The organism is Candidatus Symbiopectobacterium endolongispinus (assembly GCF_018777385.1).
GTDB classification, from domain to species: Bacteria; Pseudomonadota; Gammaproteobacteria; order Enterobacterales; family Enterobacteriaceae; genus Symbiopectobacterium; species Symbiopectobacterium endolongispinus.
The window spans coordinates 58,351-75,534 of the sequence record NZ_JAFJYB010000009.1 but is presented as its reverse complement, the minus strand read 5'-3'; the positions used below and the strand labels follow the sequence as shown (position 1 = coordinate 75,534).

The window sequence follows — 17,184 nt, the reverse complement described above, 5'->3', positions numbered from 1 at the left end:
CGTCAAATCCAGAACATAAACCTTATCGAACAGGCGTTTTCGGGAAAGTTGCTTGATTTCATCTACCAGCGACTTTAACTCACTGTAACACCCATTAATTTTGTACTACGACGACTGCTCGCTACAGATAATCTCATGGATTACCTGACTGAGTGCCGAAAGAGGGATTACGGCATTCGGATCCTGATAGCTTGTTTCAACCACTGCCAAGAGTTTTTCTATCCCCATGAACCCCTCCTGATTGAATGAAGTTGTTGCATGACATATCTGGAGCGCTACGCTACGCATCAAGGCCAAACGCGCTTAACAACGTGCAAACCGTAGTGCGAAAAGTATAGCAGGTATACATCGAACAGGATGCGCGAGGTACTCGTCAGTGATCCACGTCGCGACAGAAACAACGCATTTCACGCAATCATTATTGCTATCACAGTATAGAAATTATAACTCAACAGCTGGAAGATTATTTAATCAGGCAAAAAAATACACGGCACGTAAATAAGAGGTAGGCATGTCAATCCATGGATATGAATAATCCAATAAATAACGTCCCGATGAAAATCACTTATTATAAATGGCAAATAAAATAACGAGGAATAAAACAGTATGAAATGTTGGTGGGTCGTGCAGGGTTCGAACCTGCGACCAATTGATTAAGAGTCAACTGCTCTACCAACTGAGCTAACGACCCAACGCCGTGGATTATTCTCCCGTTGCCTGCCGCTGTCAAACGGTTAATTCGATTTTTTTCTTTTCGCTTCCAACTATGAAAATCCGATTGTCGGCAAAAGCCGATTTTGTTAGTCTTGCCCGCGTTTATATCCGTCATCTCAATTTCTAGTATGCCAGCCTTGTTCGAACAGAAAATACACAGACGTAAAACGTGCGAATGTTCACCTTCTATATGCCACGTCCTCGGTATCATGCGCGACATTGCCAGGTTGGTTTAACAGGATCTATTTATACCTATCGCTATTATCAGAGAGCCATTCAAGAGCTCAACACAACATCACCGACAAAAACAGGAAATTTAACACATGGTAGATAACGTCAAAGAGGTCGATGACCTTACCTCAGGCCATGATGAAGGCCTAAGGCGCAACCTGACCAATCGGCATATACAGCTTATTGCTATCGGTGGCGCTATCGGCACCGGTTTATTTATGGGGTCGGGTAAAACCATCAGCCTGGCAGGCCCTTCGATCATCTTTGTCTATATGATCATCGGGTTTATGCTGTTCTTCGTTATGCGTGCGATGGGCGAATTACTGCTCTCCAATCTGGAATACAAATCCTTCAGCAATTTTGCCGCTGACCTACTGGGGCCTTGGGCTGGCTTTTTTACCGGATGGACCTACTGGTTCTGCTGGGTAGTGACAGGCATCGCCGATGTGGTCGCCATCAGCGCCTACACTCAGTTCTGGTTTCCCGAACTTTCGCAGTGGGTGTCTTCTTTATTGTGCGTGCTGCTGTTGCTCACACTCAATCTCGCGACGGTCAAACTGTTCGGAGAAATGGAGTCCTGGTTTGCCATGGTCAAGATCGTGGCAATTGTCGCGCTGATTATCCTCGGTGCGGTGTTGGTCTTCATACACTTCCCTTCCCCATCAGGTTCAGTCGCTTCTTTCACTAACCTGTGGGATCACGGTGGTATGTTCCCGAAAGGGATAAGCGGATTTTTTGCCGGGTTCCAGATAGCGGTCTTTGCATTCGTAGGGATCGAACTGGTCGGTACCACCGCCGCAGAAACCAAAAATCCTCAGGTAGTGCTGCCCCGAGCCATTAATGCCATACCTATCCGCATTATCATGTTTTACGTCTTTTCGCTGATCATGATCATGTCCGTTACGCCGTGGAACGCAATTGCCGCCGATCGCAGCCCCTTCGTAGAGATGTTTGCGCTGGTCGGATTCCCAGTCGCCGCCAGTGTGATCAATTTTGTCGTACTCACTTCAGTAGCTTCTTCCGCCAATAGCGGCGTATTTTCTACCAGTCGGATGCTGTTCGGGTTGGCAAAACAGGGCGATGCGCCAGAGGCATTTGCTCATCTGTCAAAACGTGCAGTCCCTGCGACAGGATTGCTGTTCTCTTGCATCTGTCTGCTGAGTGGTGTTGTGTTGATTTACCTGATTCCAAATGTGATGACAGTGTTTACGCTGGTAACAACGGTTTCCGCCATTCTATTTATGTTTATCTGGAGCATCATCCTGTGCTCTTATCTTAAATACCGGAAAACGCGGCCCCAGTTGCATGCTAATTCAACCTACAAAATGCCGTTAGGTATTGTCATGTGCTGGGTTTGTCTGGCCTTTTTTGCGGGTGTGATTGTTCTGTTAACATTGCAGCCAGACACATTACAGGCACTAATGGTGACACCGCTTTGGTTTGTTCTTCTTGCAATTGCTTATCAGTTCTTGCTGAAGAGAAAACAGAGCGCTTAATCCCCTATAAATCATTGCAGGCAGTCATACTAAAGACGCTTATTATTGGCGTCTTTAGTTTTTAATGCGTTCCTTACACGGGTTACACATCAATCAAGACAGAGTTAATAATTCTAGACATAATTAAAGATAAAATGTGAAACAGTCTTTCATTTAGCGAATAAATGACGCTATAGAGCCGTTCAATCACTCGGGCGAATGGATAGATGCCATTCCACTGATATTTTTCAGAAGCAGATACACATCGTCTCTTTCACCGACAGGCATCGTTTCTCTCCTTACAAGGAGATCAATCTCACCCTTCAATTTGATCAATTTATGATCATCCAGTGTGGAAATAACCGCAGATACCAGCATTTCAAGAGATGCAACGCGAGTCTGAAGCCGCTTCTCATCTGCCTCCTTTTGCGCCAGTTTGATGAGTAATTGAGAAAGAAGAGTATTCATTTGAACTCCTTCATCAAAAATAATACACCTGTGAGCAACCGAGTATAAAGTGATATGCGCCTGTGGAGAAAACAGGAACTGAGATTAATGTAACACTAGAATTGCATCTTCTACCAGCACCAGAATAAAAACATTATTCAGTTAGCGCGCGAGCTGGCAAATAATACGAAAGGAGCGTGGATTACTTACAATGGAATCCAATGATTGTCAGTGATAAAGAGAGATGACCAGCCATCATAACGATGGCTGGTGTTGCACGTTCAGATATTAACTGCCTGCCGCACACTATTGACGGCGGTTTTCGCCTGCTCACATTGGTGCAGGATAGTTTGTGCGTGTGAGTAAAGAATTTTCCCTGCTTCAGTCGGCGTAACACCACGTCGACTACGAACAAACAGTTGCTTTTCCAATTCACTTTCCAGCGTCGCCACCTGCTGGCTTAATGCTGGCTGTGCAATGTGTAACAACTCGGCAGCCTGTGTCAGGCTACCAATATCAACGATTTTAACAAAATATTTGAGCCGCCTTAGATTCATTTTCGCCTCCTGAGTAGTTACCCTTTTGAGGTAGCAAGAAGCGCGCCACTTTGTTCAACATTGCGATTCTCATACTCATTTTGTGAGCACTGTTGCCCGTAAAATAAGGAAAAGAAATGGTTGGCCTACTTTTTTGCTTTATCGCCATTGCAAGGTGCAGCAAAGTGTAGCCAGGAAAGCGGCAAGCCAATGCACCAGCATAAGGCAAACTCTGCCATATCAGGGTGCAACCCCTGATTGACGGCCTGAGGATAAGCCGTACACATCATGATAAAATCACTTATCAACACCCTGATAATTCGAAGAATTGACTATTAGATCGGCAATCGGTAAAGATTGTGCATCACACCCTTTGACAAGCCCATACTCTATCGCTATTATCCACCGCACTCATCGATTCCTCTGTAGTTCAGTCGGTAGAACGGCGGACTGTTAATCCGTATGTCACTGGTTCGAGTCCAGTCAGAGGAGCCAAATTCTTGTTCTTATGCATCCTTACAAATCCCTATATGTTTTAGGGTCAACAGGTTAGCGTGAAAACCGTTCCCGATGCGTTCTTACTTTTCCCTCCGCATCGGGCGAATTTGGTGGTAAGATTTGGGGTCAGGTTGGTTCAATAATGTAGTGGCCCCCAAATGGCTCTTAACGACTCAAAAATCCGCAAATGAAAACCATCCGCAAAACCCTTCAATGTTTCCGATTCTCACGGTTTGTACCTGCTGGTTAATCCAGGCGGTTCACGTATCTGGTCGCTGCTCGTCAACAGCGTGGTGGCATCCGTAAATGAATGCGCACACCGCATATCGTTCCCCTTTCTCGTCAGTCCATCGCTATTCTGCAACAGATACGGGAAATCTCCGGGCATCAGGAACTAATATTTCCCGGTGATCATAATCCGTATAAGCCAATGTGCGAAAACACGGTCAACAAGACTTTACGCCTGATGGGTTACGACACAAAAGATAAAATCTGCGGGCACGGATTCCGTGCAATGGCCTGTAGTGCGCTGATGGAATCTGGACTGTGAGCGCAGGATGCGTTTGAACGACAGATGAGCCACCAAGAACGCAATAGCGTACGGGAGGCTTACATCCACAATGCGCAATATCTGGATGCCCGTAAAGCGATGATGCAACGGTGGTCGGATTATTTGGAGGCATGTAAGGGATCCTATGTGCCACCTTATATCCAGAGCAAAAAACCCGCAGTCACCCCGTCTAACTCAGTCATGAGAGAAACTGACATATAAAGCATAAGCAGCACCTGTTAGCGCGGGTGCTGCTTTTTTATAACACGACAGCGAAACAGAAATAGTCCCTGATTCCGTGTAATGCTCCAAACGGCTTAAATCCTGTTAGATAGCATGCTTACACCCGTTCAGCGGACTACTAACACAAAACGCCTCTAGTTAAGCGGAACAAGCCGGAGCAAGTTTATTTCGTTACGACTACCACTACGCATTGGCGTCAGAAAAGTACCGGCTCCCTGAGAGACCAGAACTTGCGTATCATCGAACTTTTTAAGACCACTATTGAAGTCAAAGAACAAACGAGAAAGTATCGTCCCAGGAAATACCTGACCAGCGTGCGTATGCCCCGACAAAACCAGGCTGGCTAGGCTGGCTCCCTTCTCTGACATATAGTTAACGCCCGCTGGGCTGTGGTGAACAAACACACTGGGTAGAGTGGGATCCAAGGTCATCTCCTCCAACGCCGATTTGATCGTCTCTTTATCATCGGATGGATGCAAATCTACAGTCTTATCATCCGCTTTCATGTACCGCAGGCCGACGAGTTCAATGCCGTGGATTTTGACACTTTCATTACGGAGAACATGCACGCCCATTGCCGATACCAGCACTTCTGAACGGTTTTGGTTCACATATTTTTCATGATTTCTGCCGGTAAAATAGACAGGGGCATTAAACCCCGTTAAGGGATCCAGCACCTTTTCATTCAGTGCTATCTTTGCATCAAGTAGGTCACCATTAATAATGACCAGGTCTGGATGACGCACATTGGTTGCTTGCACGATCCTTTGCAGATAATCCCGACCACGATGGTGACCAAGATGTACGTCTGAAATATGCATGATGGTGACGGGGGCCTTAAGTTGATTAAGACCAATTTCTGTCTCGCTCACCACAAAATCACGTGCAGCAAGCACGCCCCAGAGCGTGACAATCACGACAGCTCCCAGAGACACACCGTATCCCCATACCAATGGAATTTTCACCATGGTCATGATCAGATCCGACGCAATAAACCCCAGGGTCAGGTACACCAAGAAAATCCATAGCACCCCGCCAGTCCAGTAAAACCGGCCCATTATTTCATTAGCCGATTTGTCACCGACAATCAGTGCGGCAAGCGCCACCACATACATTCCGGCAAACATCAATCTGAATATAAGCGTTCTCCTGATGCCAAACAGTGCCATAAGCATGGTTTCAACATACCAGATGGACAGTGCTGCCAGAATCAGGAGTACGGCAGGAATACCAATACCAAGTAACGTTTTCACACTTTCTCCATTAAGAGCACGTCTCTAAGGGCGCAGAGATAAACAGGCATCAATGCGTTAATAATGGTGTTATGGCCTTTCTATCTGCAGGCTGCAGGGTTTTCATGACGGAGGGATCATTAACAATATTCTTTTATGACTTCCTTGGCATATTCCCATACCTGTATTTCATTTTCAGTTGAGTAATATTTTGCGCTGGGTTGCTCTTCACCTTTAGGACCAAAGTATTTGCCACTTACCCCTACTAATTCAGGCGCAGTCGCTGCATAAATGCTACTTCTCGCGGCTTTATCAATGGGGATCATCATGATTTGCCATACAAAATAGATAATTTTCCATTTCCAGGATGTGACAGCTTCACGGCCCAGACTGGATTGTGTCGAGCCCGGATGAACACAATTGAATGTGATGTTATTAATGCCCGCGTTTCGCGTTTCTTTTATAAAATGATTCATTATCCAGATAACATATAATTTGGATAAGGCATACGCTTTGGCCATGCTGTAGCGCTGCACCAGCTCTATATCATGTAAATCAGGCTCACCTGACATCCTGTGGCTGTCCGATGAAACAGTAATAACACGCGCTGATTTGCTATTTTTAAGCAAATCGATGAGGAGTGTCGTTAACAGCATAGGGGCAGGTCATCGTTTTTTCATGGCCTTCCTTGGTCTCCTCACGCTGCTCTGTAAATTGAGCCCCCGCATTATTAATGAGTACATCAAGATGGGTAAATTTGCTTTTAATCTCTTCGGCAAACATCTTTACTCCGGCCAGGGATAAGAAATCCCCCAAGAACATAACCACATCTGAATTACCAGAATTACGTTTTATCTCATCTAGCGCAGCTTCAGTTTTTTGCTTATTACGGCCGTGAATAATAATTTTATGGCCTTGTTTAGCCAGAGTCGTTGCGGTTTATTTACCGATACCATCGGAAGCACCCGTGATGAGAATGACCTTTTTTTCTGCAAAGTTCATATCAATTATCCACCGTGTTATTTACATTCAGATGTTATGCAAAGCGCCGTGAGAGCAACTTCATTCGTTGAATCAACAACTCAGGTGTTGGGTTGTCAGCCAGCAACCCATCAAGCGCCAAAATGAAAACATCTGCTGCAGCCGGGTCATTGAGAATGGTGGATACACACTGAATCGCTGTGCGACGATGCTGTACTGTTATCTCAGGATCGATGCGGTCGCAGGCATCAAAAAATTCACCTGACATAGGAGCACCATACATCTCACTCCACGGGTCAACAGCGACAACACGACAGACGTAGCAAAGCCGTTCATAAGTATCCCCTGCACGGGAAGCCGCTGCCTCAGCCTCCGGTAAGTGCGCCATCAGCCAGTGCCGGAAAACAGCCTTAAATATTTCTTCCTTGTTTTTAAATGTCTTATAAACCAGTGTTCGCGAAATACCCGCGCGCTTTGCTATGTCATCAAGAGATATTTTGGCAAAACCAAAGTTGAGAAAACACCATCTCGCCGCAAGTATTATCTAGATTTGACGTGCTTCAACGTCGTCTGGGGTCAGTTTCAGAGACATATCTTTTCCAGTTGTTTTGAAAATGTCTAAACAGGCCTGTCAGGGCACAATGGCACTCTCTTTGTTTGCACCATCGTCATAGTGCAATAAACGTTTTCCGAGACAGGGTCGATTGTTTCACGGAAAACCATCAGGAGTAGTGATTACAACACACGAACAAAGTGACATTTTTCACAATAAGTGTCAAAGTGATTTCTTGATGGTTTTAAAATATTCTTAGTGAGATATCGAAAGAAATCATTGAAGGGGTCGACGTGTAGACGTGTTGTCCCGTCAGGTGAGTGGTTTATCAGACTCTTAAAAAATTATTAAAGTCATTACGTTATGATTGATCAAAAAGCGATACGCGGATATGGACTGACATGATATGAACCTTCTTCTCGTTGAAGATGACCAGATGCTGGGTGAGTCTATTTGTGATGGCGCACGTTTGAGCGGATGGCACATTGACCATGTTTTTGATGCTAAAGCTGCACGTGGTGCAATCGTGGATCATGCCTACGCAGCGGTCTTACTCGATATAGGTCTTCCTGGCGATTCAGGACTATCCGTGCTGCGCACAATGCGTGGGCGCTACGATCCCACCCCCGTTTTAATACTCACTGCGCGCGGTAAGCTGAGTGATCGTATTGCAGGTCTGGACGCGGGCGCCGACGACTACCTCGTTAAACCATTCCAGTTCGATGAACTCTGGGCTCGTGTACGTTCAGTCATTCGTCGTAGCCAAGGCCGTGTTGTGCCAGTATTTACTTGTGGCGACGTATGCATCGACCGCAGCCGGCGAGTCGTCACAAAAGCTGGGAGTGAAATTGTCCTTAGCGCAAACGAGTACCGCACTCTACTTGGGCTGATAGAACGCCCTGGACATGTGATCACACGCGACTATCTGCACAACATCGTCTATGGTACTACCAGCAACGTAGGGAGCAATACCATCGCCGTATTCATCCACCAGCTACGCCGCAAGTTAGGTGACGACCTGATCCGGACTGTCCACTGGCTTGGCTATGTCATCGGACAGCCCACAGTATGAAATCACGATCCTACAATGCTCAGTTGCTCTTAGTGATCATCTCGGTTACCGCCGTGTACTGGGCAATCGTAGTCGTCGTTGTACTCACACAACTTTCATTAAACCGCGCCAGCACGTGGGATGAGAAACTAGCAGCCATTACGACCCAATTGCTAGTGACGATCCATGCTGATAGTGATTACGACGGTACTGGAAGGCCGGGCCTTAAACTACAAGGCGGACAAGGCATTGAGAGGGTACCGCTTGTTTTCCAGATATGGGTCGATCGCAGTCGCATGATCGCGAGTACTCCAGGTGCTCCCAGGTCTCCGCTCCAACCCAACTTTATCGATGGTGCGACCTCAACCCTCGTGGAAGGAGAGATGTGGAGAGTGTACTCTGCCTCGGATAGCACAGGTCGTGTGACCGTACAGGTTGGCACCTTGCAAAGCGTGGTGGATTCGGACATGCGTGATGAAGTGGTCCATGCGTTGATCCTCGCCACAGTACTACTCGTGATAGCCGGACTCATTATGTGGATTGTGACACTCATAGCGCTAAGGCCAGTGCGCGCACTTGGACAGGCCATACGCCATCGCCGCGGCTTCGATCTCACGCCTTTGCCACTTGATCGCCTACCACGTGAATTGCATACCTTGGTAGACTCTTTCAACCATGTGCTCAAGCAACTCGACGAAGCTATTGAAGGAGAACGCCGCTTTATCGAAGATGCCGCTCACGAACTGCGCACCCCGCTGTCAGCCCTACAGACTCAAGCCGAAATTGCCTTACGTGCAACAGATCCCCATGACAAAGATGTCGCTCTTAAGAAGTTGCTTATGGTCGCACAGCGCAGTACTCGATTATCCGAACAGATGCTCGATTTAGCACGTATCAATGCAACGGCTAAGTCCCCTAAACACGTACTGGCTGACCTGAGCCAACTCGTTCAACATGTTGCACAAGAGTTTGAGGTCTACGCCCCCCAGAACAAGCATTCTCTGTTCCTGGATGTACCCACCTGCACGATACAGTGTGACATCGATGAGATTGGTATACTGTTGCGCAACCTATTGCACAATTCCATGCGCTACACCACTGAAGGAGGCAACGTGCTCGTGCGCTGTGGTTACGAGGCATCTTCTCCATCTGGACAACCACCCGTAGTGTTTCTAGAGGTGTCTGACGATGGTCCAGGTGTTCCGAATAATGAGCACAAAGCCATCTTCGAATGTTTTCACCGTGTCACGGACACATCTGTGCGCGGCAGAGCGGCATCGGTCTTTCACTTGTCGCACGTATTACCGAATCTCACCATGCTACGCTCCAGACAGGAACCGGCTTGGAAGATCGAGGTTTAAAGTACGCATCGTATTTCCTGGTACGACAGCTATAGGCTCTCTAAAGCAGGTTTGATGGGCACATTAATAGCAGTAAGAGAGGCCACAACAATATTTTTCCTCTGCACCCTGTCTCATAACGAATTCTTAAAAACTCTAAAAATCTGCTAAATACTCCTGCGTAGTATCCAGCCTCATAGGCGCATCATTTCGAGGCGCCACGAGACTGGAAAATTCGATTCTGCATCACGCCCTCCCCCCAGATACACAGCCTTCGTTCATCCGGCCGCCGCGCACATTACGCTGGCAATAGAGTATCAAATCTTGGCCGAATCTCCAAGGCCCAGAAATGAGTACATCGCGCCTCCATTTTGACCACCACCGTGATAGTCACCAATTCCCTATTCAGCCTGGTTTGCATGGCAGATCGTCGGTCTTCCGAACGCCACTTCAAGCAGCACTTCACGCCGCTGACAGCCCGACTCATCCCTTCTGTCATCGAGTTTAAACGGCAAATAGCAACGCGTTTCCACCAATCAACCATAGAAAGGGCTAACCTATGAATCAACAAAATCTCTCTCGCCGCCGCCCATTGGGATCTTCCGGTATGAGAATGATCGCTGCAATGGCAATCTCCATCACATGGTCATCAATAGCATTCGCACAAAGCAATCAGGCCGAGGAAACCGGGGGTAAATGGTCACTGGGAATCGGAGCCGCCGTTGTCGACAAACCATACCGTAATTTTGATCGCGAAGTGTATCCTCTACCGATTGTATCGTACGAAAACAAGTGGATAAGCGCATCCATCCCCACCTTCGACGTCAAGCTGCTCTCAACCGATTCACTTTCGTTCCGCCTGCGTGCACGCTGGACGGGTGATGGTTACAAAGCAAAGGACTCCCCGTACCTGAACGGCATGGATGAACGTAAGGCCAGTATCTTGGCTGGTGGTGCAGTAATTTGGAAAACGGAATTAGCCAATGTCACGTGGGAAGTCCTCACTGATGCTATGGGCAATAGCAAAGGAACACGCGCCCAGTTACAAATTGATCGACGCTTCACCGCTGGCAAATTCGGCTTCACACCACGTATTGCTGCAGAATGGGTCGATGATAAATACGTCGACTACTACGGTGTGAAGACGCCCGAGGTCCAAACCAACCGCATCTTCTTCGAGGGAAAAGCGACTACGAATATGCAGATTGGGCTTCGCATCGACTACATACCTTCTAGCCATCACGCGGTGTTTTTGGATGTCGGTGCTACACGCTTCGGCAGTGCCGTCAAAGATAGCCCACTGGTAGACAAGCCTAACCAGAACACGTTCGCTCTCGGTTACGTTTATCGTTTCTGACCAGTCCGTTAATCACATTCGCCATAAGCATGCACCGTACATAGCATCAACCGGCGACTGAACAACATTAGACGTTGCGCCTGATAGGTTTTGACACGAAAGATGGAAGCTGCGACCACAGATTCTTGGCAATGGCCTCTAGTGCCTTGATGACGTCCGGTCTGTGGTCGCAGGATGCAGTTCAACCGCAGATGAATCACCAAGAAAGTATCAGCGTGCGTGCTGCTAACAATCCCAGTCACAGGAGCCAAATTCAAAAAGCAGATGCCCTCGGCATCTGCTTTTTGATTCAATAAAATAATGCAAGAATCCTTTCCCGATGCGTGCTTACTTTTCCTTTATACCGGGTGAATTCGGTGGTCAGATTTCGGGTCAGGTTGGTTCGATAATGGAGTGTGCCCCAAATCGCTCTTAACGATCTAAAAATACACCACGTAAAAGCATCCCACTGAACTTTTAAAAGCCTCCAATTCACACGGTCTCTATTTACTCGTCAATCCCAACGGTTCACGCAACGGGTATCTCAAATATCGTATCAATGGTAAGGATCACCTATTCGGCATGCACTTGCAGTGCATACTCTTTGCGGGCACTTTGCCATGCCAGAAAAGCGAGCCCCAGCGCGATAAAGGAGAGAATGGCACCAGCCCAGTTCGGTGACGCCAGGCCAAAACCGGCAGCTATAGTGGCTCCCCCCCCCCCCCCACCCAGGCGCCCAGCGCATTTCCCAGATTGAACATGCCGATGTTTACCGATGCCGTCATTGTTGGGGCACCGGCATGGCTGGCGCGATCCATAACCAGTTTCTGAATGGGCGAAACCGTTGCGAAACCAAAAGCGGCTATAAGGAAGATTGAGATACCGGCAACCACATGATTCTCAACACCGGCCCAAAAGACGAAAAGCACCGCGCCTTGTGCTGCAAGGGTGACGAAAAGTGTGCCAAAAAGTGAGCGATCGGCGAAACGTCCTCCCATCCAGTTCCCCACGGCAAGTCCGAAGCCAAAAAGCACCATCAGCCAAGCAACCCCGCTGGCTGAAAAACCGGCTTTTTCGATCATCATCGGGGCGATGTAGGTGATAGAGATGAAAAACGCGGCCGGACCAAAAACTGTGATGCCCATGACAAGTAATACCTGAGGATCGATAAAAGCGCGTAGTTCTGCGCGTAGAGCCACAGCTTTCCCTTTCTCAATGTGCGGAACCAGCAAAGCAACTCTGGCTATCGTAAACAGACCAATCGCGGCAATCACCCAGAAAACTAGCCGCCATCCAAAAAGTTGCGCGAGCCAGGTACCGAGAGGTACGCCCAGCAGGTTGGCCAACGTCAATCCCGAAAACATAAAAGCAATAGCGCTTGCCTGACGCCCCGGTGCAACCAGCGAGGCCGCAATAATCGATCCGATACCAAAAAAGCACCATGATTGAAGGACGTGATGATACGGCCAGCAATCGCCAGCGCCAGTGTCGGTGCGATGGCGGTAATAATGTTACCGATGGTGAATATAAATCCCAGTGCTATCAGCATCGTTTTACGCGGCACCCTTGCCCCCCAAAACCGTCAAAAGTGGTGCACCGACGAAAACACCCAATGCGTAGGATGTGGCCATTAGCCCAGCAGTAGGGATATTGACGCCAAAATCAGCGGCAATTTGAGGGAGGATACCCGCAATAACAAATTCAGTAAGACCGATCCCGAATGCGCCGACGGCGAGGGCTAAAATAGCTATAGGCATTGAAACTCCAGCATGTACTTGTTGATTGAATATCATTAGGTAAAATCGAGTATATTCGATACTTTATTCAGGAAGTAAACCCTTATGGATGCATTTGATAAAGAAAAAGATGGTATTCGGCAGACACGACATAAACCGGCAGAACTCGATGCAATTGACCGAAAAATATTAGGCGCGCTGGCTGAAGATTCAGGGCGCAGTTACAGCGAACTGAGCGAAATCGTGAATCTTTCGGCACCGGCGGTACACGATCGCGTAAAGCGTTTGAAACGTAACGGAGTTATCAAGGCAACCGTTGCGGTACTGGATAGCTGCAAGCTGGGCCGAACGCTGTTAACGTTCCTTGTTATTGATACCAGCAGCTATAAAGCGACCCGCGCCCTTCTTCAGTTCACCAGCCGACGTGAAGTTGAAGAACTGCATACTGTCGCGGGGGATGGATGCGTTTTAATAAAGGTGCGCGCGGCCGACACCGAATCTCTGGAAAATTTCCTGATGGAAATTCAGAGTCTGGAAGGCGTTCGTTCATTGCGCAGCTATATTGCACTTTCTACCTTTCTTGAACGTGGCCCCTCTCCTGACGAAAGATAGGCTCCCGACTGAACAAACTGTTATAGCCAATACGGAGAAAACTGTATCTATTCTCTGTGGTACAACTGTGTTGTAATTGAAAAAAGATTGTCAGATTCTTGTTGAATCAGAAAAATATCCCTAAGCGTAACGGTGTTGATGATGGATGAAGTAAAACGTCTTCTGACTGAAGAGATTGAACGCATTAACCAGGAAGAGGGGCGTGATAATAAAATACGTTTTAGCCTAAAGTTTATGCGCTCTCACCCTTATCTGTTCTCCGCGATGCTGATCAGCTACGTGCCTGTCGCCTTGATTTTATTGTATGCGACTTATTTTGGCCTGCCCTACCTGATTGGCTTCACGGGGTTTATGCTCGTCATGTCAGTAGCGCTATCGATAGATATCAATCCCAAATATCGCTTCGAAGATATAGACGTGCTGGACTTACGTGTTTGCTATAACGGCGAATGGTTTACCAACCGTCAAATTTCACATGACACAGTGAATAAACTGTTAAGCAATGAACATGTTGCACAGGAAGTAAAAAACGGAATCACAAAAATCCAATGCACAAAGGGTGAGGTGGGTTTTTAAGATGTTTTTTCTCTCGCTTATCTTAGAAACGCCGCAATATAACGCGTAGCGTATGAATCACCAAAATATCTGCCACCCAGTAGAAAGTGCATGCCATTCATTCCATCTACTGGGTGGCTATTCCACGGCTCCCCGCACTAACCGTTAACCCCCATGTGGTGATACGCTCTCATCCAATTATCCATCACGGCAAAAAACAGGTGTGCTATGGCCAAGTTCGAGCAATTGGCTCGCCAGATGCGAAAGCAACTTCAAGAAGGGATCTGGCAACCGGGTGACAAACTCCCGTCGCTGCGAGAAAAGTCAATTCACTCTGGCATGAGTCTGATGACGGTGTTACGAGTCTATCAATTATTAGAAAGCCAAGGGCTGCTTATATCGCGTCCACAGTCCGGGTACTACGCCGCGCCGCAGTTAGCCGCAGCACCGCTTGATAGCACCCCCTATTCAAATACGCAGGCACGTGTGGAATTGACGGAGGATGTTGACGTGAATGCGTTTATTTTTGATGTGCTTCAAGCCAGCAAGGCTCCCTCAGTCGTTCCTTTTGGCTCAGCATTCCCTGATCCGCATCTTTTCCCTCAACGACAATTAACCCGCTCTTTGGTCTCAGTAACGCGCCGCATGCAGCCACGAAATGCCCTGGATAATCTCCCCCCAGGCAACGAGCAGCTAAGAAAACACATTGCTCAGCGCTACGCATTGCAAGGTATATTGCCGTTTCACCCGATGAAATCGTTATTACCGCCGGCGCGATGGAGTCACTCAATTTGAGCCTTCAGGCGCTGACGGAGCCGGAAGATTATGTCGCTATCGAATCGCCTACCTTTTACGGTGCGTTACAGGCCATTGAACGTTTTAAGCTTAAGGCGATTGCAATAGCTACCGATCCACAACACGGCATAGATCTTGATGCGCTGCACCAGGCGTTGAATGACTATCCCATCAAAGCCTGTTGGCTGATGACCAACTTTCATAACCCACTCGGCTGCACACTGTCATGGGAAAATAAACAGCGGCTAGTGGCAATGCTGGAAAAATATGGCGTGGGATTGGTTGAAGATGATGTTTATGGTGAACTGTACTCTGGCTTACAGCGGCCGTTACCCGCGAAGGCATTAGACAACAAAGGTTTGATCCTGCACTGTTCTTCATTTTCCAAGAACCTGATGGCATGGTTCCGAATCGGTTGGGTAGCGGCCGGTCACCATGCCAAAAGTATCCAGCGCTTACAACTGATGGGCACGCTGTCTGCCAGTGCCCCCATGCAGTTAGCTATCGCAGAATACCTTGCGACAAGCAGCTATGACAGTCACCTGCGCCGTCTTCGCAAGACATTAGAACAACGTAAAAATGCGGCGATCCAATCGCTCCAGCAACATCTCCCTTATGACGTTACTATTTTCCCTTCCCGCGGTGGCTATTTCCTTTGGCTAGAATTACCTCCCGGTCTCAGCAGCACTGCGCTTTACTGGCAAGCGTTAGAGAAAGGGATCAGTATCGCGCCCGGAAAAATGTTCACGACCGGTGACAAATACGATCGCCATTTCCGATTGAATGTTTCCTATGAATGGGATGAGCGCTGCGAACAAAGCGTAAAAACATTAGCATCACTCATTCAGCAGCAAATCAAAGCCAGGCACAGTGTGAAAATATAAACTGTAATGAGTAATCCTATAAATCTGCTCGCACAGCGTCGCGACTAAATTGTGTTTGAGTAGATTTATCGTTTACCTCGCCAATAAACATAACGATGGAATTATTTCAGCAGCCACAAATCTGTCTCTGCATCATATGTTCATAGGGTGCCGTTTACTCCGTCCTGATGTTCTACCGCCAGCGCAGTAATTAGCGAAAATGAACAGGCCAGCATCGTGCCAAGTATCCAGGCGAAATACCACATACTTACTCTCCTTAAAATATCAGTAAGCAGAATGCTTATTTTCTTCGATATAACGCGCATCAATCCGCCCGAACATCTTGTAATAACACCAACTGGTGTAGAGCAGAATGGCAGGAACAAAAATGCAGGCCAAAATCGTCATAACCTGAAGCGTCAGTTGACTCGAAGTGGCATCCCAAATCGTCAGGCTGACATTAGGCGCAATACTTGAAGGTATCACGAAGGGAAACAGTGTGATTCCTGCCGTCAGGATCACACTGGCAATCGTCAATGATGAGGTGAGGAAACCCCAACCACAGCGGTTTACGCGTGACAGCAGCATGGTCAACCAAGGCAGAATCACGCCCAGTACCGGGATTAACCACAGCACGGGGTGCGTATTAAAGTTGATTAACCAGGCCCCTGCTTGCTGAACCACCACTTTACGCAACGGATCAGAAGGGGCGGCTTCATCTAACGCAGAGGTAATAACGTAACCATCAATGCCCATGATGACCCAAACACCAGCCAGTAAGAATGCGATACTGGTCAGCACGCTGGCAACCTGCGTGGTTTTTTGCGCGCGAACCTGAAGTGTCTGCGTGGTACGCAGTTGCAGATAAATTGCACCGTGCGTGATAAGCATCGCTACGCTCACCAACCCTACCAACACGCCAAAAGGGTTAAGGAGATCGAAAAAGCCACCGTGATAAGTTAGCCGTAAATACTTATCCACGTTCAACGGTACCCCTTATAATAGATTGCCAAAGGCGATACCGAACACCAGCGCAGGGACGAAGCTGCCAATAAAAATTCCCCAGTCCCACAGCCCACGCCAACGGGCGTTTTCAAGCTTGGAACGATAATCAAAACCAATCTGGCGAAAGAACAGCGCTGCCAGCACCAGAATCATCGCAAAATAGAACCCGGAAAAAGCGGCGGCATACACCATCGGCCAGGCGGCAAACAGTGCCCCAGCACCGGTAATCAACCAGACCTGGTTACCATCCCAGTGTGGGGCAATGACGTTAATCATTACTCGCCGCTCAATATCGTTTTTGCCCAGGATGCGCAGCAAAATACCCACCCCATGTCGAAACCGTCGGTAATGGCGAAGCCGATAAACAAAAGACCGATCAATCCCCGCCAAATCAGGCGCAATGTTTCGTAATCCAGCATGATTGAAGCTCC

The 17,184-nt window shown here is 47.8% G+C and carries 12 protein-coding genes, 2 tRNA genes and 8 pseudogenes; 11 read left to right on the top strand and 11 right to left on the bottom strand.

Translation table 11 applies throughout. From position 1 onward, the window contains the following. Positions 1-615: 615 nt before the first annotated feature. Positions 616-691, bottom strand: a tRNA-Lys gene (locus JZM30_RS23120). Positions 692-1,037: 346 nt separating this feature from the next. On the opposite strand from JZM30_RS23120, the gene cycA reads away from it, so the two are divergent. Then, complete coding sequence (gene cycA, locus JZM30_RS23115; RefSeq protein WP_252321475.1) at positions 1,038-2,441, top strand: D-serine/D-alanine/glycine transporter; 1,404 nt, start codon at positions 1,038-1,040, stop codon at positions 2,439-2,441. Between the two features lie 186 nt (positions 2,442-2,627). Here the strand turns inward: cycA and JZM30_RS23110 are convergent, their stop codons facing one another. Continuing rightward, positions 2,628-2,888, bottom strand: a complete 261-nt coding sequence (locus JZM30_RS23110) for a sigma-S stabilization anti-adapter protein IraP (protein ID WP_252321474.1) — start codon at positions 2,886-2,888, stop codon at positions 2,628-2,630. Positions 2,889-3,157: 269 nt separating this feature from the next. Next, positions 3,158-3,424: pseudogene (locus JZM30_RS23105) on the bottom strand (LysR family transcriptional regulator); the annotation flags it as partial. Between the two features lie 398 nt (positions 3,425-3,822). Between JZM30_RS23105 and JZM30_RS23100 the strand changes: the two are divergent. Next, positions 3,823-3,898, top strand: a tRNA-Asn gene (locus JZM30_RS23100). Positions 3,899-4,211: 313 nt separating this feature from the next. After that, a pseudogene (locus JZM30_RS23095) lies at positions 4,212-4,673 on the top strand (tyrosine-type recombinase/integrase); the annotation flags it as partial. Between the two features lie 155 nt (positions 4,674-4,828). Here JZM30_RS23095 and JZM30_RS24140 read toward each other — a convergent pair. The 5 genes and pseudogenes from JZM30_RS24140 to JZM30_RS24495 all read right to left on the bottom strand — a co-directional run. Continuing rightward, the gene (locus JZM30_RS24140) at positions 4,829-5,947 is read right to left on the bottom strand and encodes a metallophosphoesterase (RefSeq protein ID WP_252321473.1); all 1,119 of its coding nucleotides are present in this window, start codon (positions 5,945-5,947) and stop codon (positions 4,829-4,831) included. A gap of 119 nt (positions 5,948-6,066) precedes the next feature. Next, entirely contained in the window at positions 6,067-6,582 is a 516-nt protein-coding gene (locus JZM30_RS23085; RefSeq protein WP_252321472.1) for a Rossmann-fold NAD(P)-binding domain-containing protein, read from the bottom strand. Continuing rightward, a complete protein-coding gene (locus JZM30_RS23080) occupies positions 6,548-6,853 on the bottom strand; it encodes an SDR family NAD(P)-dependent oxidoreductase (RefSeq protein ID WP_286673731.1) in 306 nt (101 codons plus the stop codon). Before JZM30_RS23080 ends, JZM30_RS23085 begins: the two co-directional genes overlap by 35 nt. A gap of 109 nt (positions 6,854-6,962) precedes the next feature. Then, positions 6,963-7,295, bottom strand: a complete 333-nt coding sequence (locus JZM30_RS23075; RefSeq protein ID WP_252321471.1) for a hypothetical protein — start codon at positions 7,293-7,295, stop codon at positions 6,963-6,965. 27 nt (positions 7,296-7,322) lie between these two features. Continuing rightward, a pseudogene (locus JZM30_RS24495) lies at positions 7,323-7,448 on the bottom strand (TetR/AcrR family transcriptional regulator); the annotation flags it as partial. A gap of 418 nt (positions 7,449-7,866) precedes the next feature. Between JZM30_RS24495 and JZM30_RS23070 the strand changes: the two are divergent. The 5 genes and pseudogenes from JZM30_RS23070 to JZM30_RS23050 all read left to right on the top strand — a co-directional run. Beyond that, positions 7,867-8,532, top strand: coding sequence for a response regulator transcription factor (locus tag JZM30_RS23070; RefSeq protein WP_252321470.1), 666 nt, complete (start codon positions 7,867-7,869; stop codon positions 8,530-8,532). Between the two features lie 431 nt (positions 8,533-8,963). Beyond that, the gene (locus tag JZM30_RS23065) at positions 8,964-9,872 is read left to right on the top strand and encodes a sensor histidine kinase (protein ID WP_252321490.1); all 909 of its coding nucleotides are present in this window, start codon (positions 8,964-8,966) and stop codon (positions 9,870-9,872) included. A 538-nt stretch (positions 9,873-10,410) separates the two neighbouring features. Next, positions 10,411-11,208 carry a MipA/OmpV family protein gene (locus tag JZM30_RS23060; protein ID WP_252321469.1) on the top strand — a complete coding sequence of 266 codons (798 nt, stop codon included), beginning with the start codon at positions 10,411-10,413 and terminating at the stop codon, positions 11,206-11,208. A 74-nt stretch (positions 11,209-11,282) separates the two neighbouring features. After that, positions 11,283-11,435, top strand: a pseudogene (locus tag JZM30_RS23055) (integrase); the annotation flags it as partial. Between the two features lie 177 nt (positions 11,436-11,612). Further along, positions 11,613-11,772 (top strand): annotated as a pseudogene (locus JZM30_RS23050) (Arm DNA-binding domain-containing protein); the annotation flags it as partial. Here JZM30_RS23050 and JZM30_RS23045 read toward each other — a convergent pair. Beyond that, positions 11,761-12,944, bottom strand: a pseudogene (locus tag JZM30_RS23045) (MFS transporter). The pseudogenes JZM30_RS23050 and JZM30_RS23045 overlap by 12 nt on opposite strands. 84 nt (positions 12,945-13,028) lie before the next feature. Here JZM30_RS23045 and JZM30_RS23040 point away from each other — a divergent pair. The 3 genes and pseudogenes from JZM30_RS23040 (at position 13,029) to JZM30_RS23030 (ending at position 15,769) form a co-directional block, all read left to right on the top strand. Then, positions 13,029-13,535, top strand: coding sequence for an Lrp/AsnC family transcriptional regulator (locus JZM30_RS23040; RefSeq protein ID WP_252321468.1), 507 nt, complete (start codon positions 13,029-13,031; stop codon positions 13,533-13,535). Between the two features lie 138 nt (positions 13,536-13,673). After that, on the top strand, positions 13,674-14,111 hold the full coding sequence (locus tag JZM30_RS23035) for a YlaC family protein (protein WP_308167212.1): 438 nt from the start codon (positions 13,674-13,676) through the stop codon (positions 14,109-14,111). A gap of 207 nt (positions 14,112-14,318) precedes the next feature. Then, a pseudogene (locus tag JZM30_RS23030) lies at positions 14,319-15,769 on the top strand (aminotransferase-like domain-containing protein). Positions 15,770-15,909: 140 nt separating this feature from the next. Here the strand turns inward: JZM30_RS23030 and cydX are convergent. After that, on the bottom strand, positions 15,910-16,014 hold the full coding sequence (gene cydX, locus JZM30_RS23025; RefSeq protein ID WP_252321467.1) for a cytochrome bd-I oxidase subunit CydX: 105 nt from the start codon (positions 16,012-16,014) through the stop codon (positions 15,910-15,912). 19 nt (positions 16,015-16,033) lie between these two features. Further along, a pseudogene (gene cydB, locus JZM30_RS23020) lies at positions 16,034-17,172 on the bottom strand (cytochrome d ubiquinol oxidase subunit II). Between the last annotated feature and the right edge of the window lie 12 nt (positions 17,173-17,184).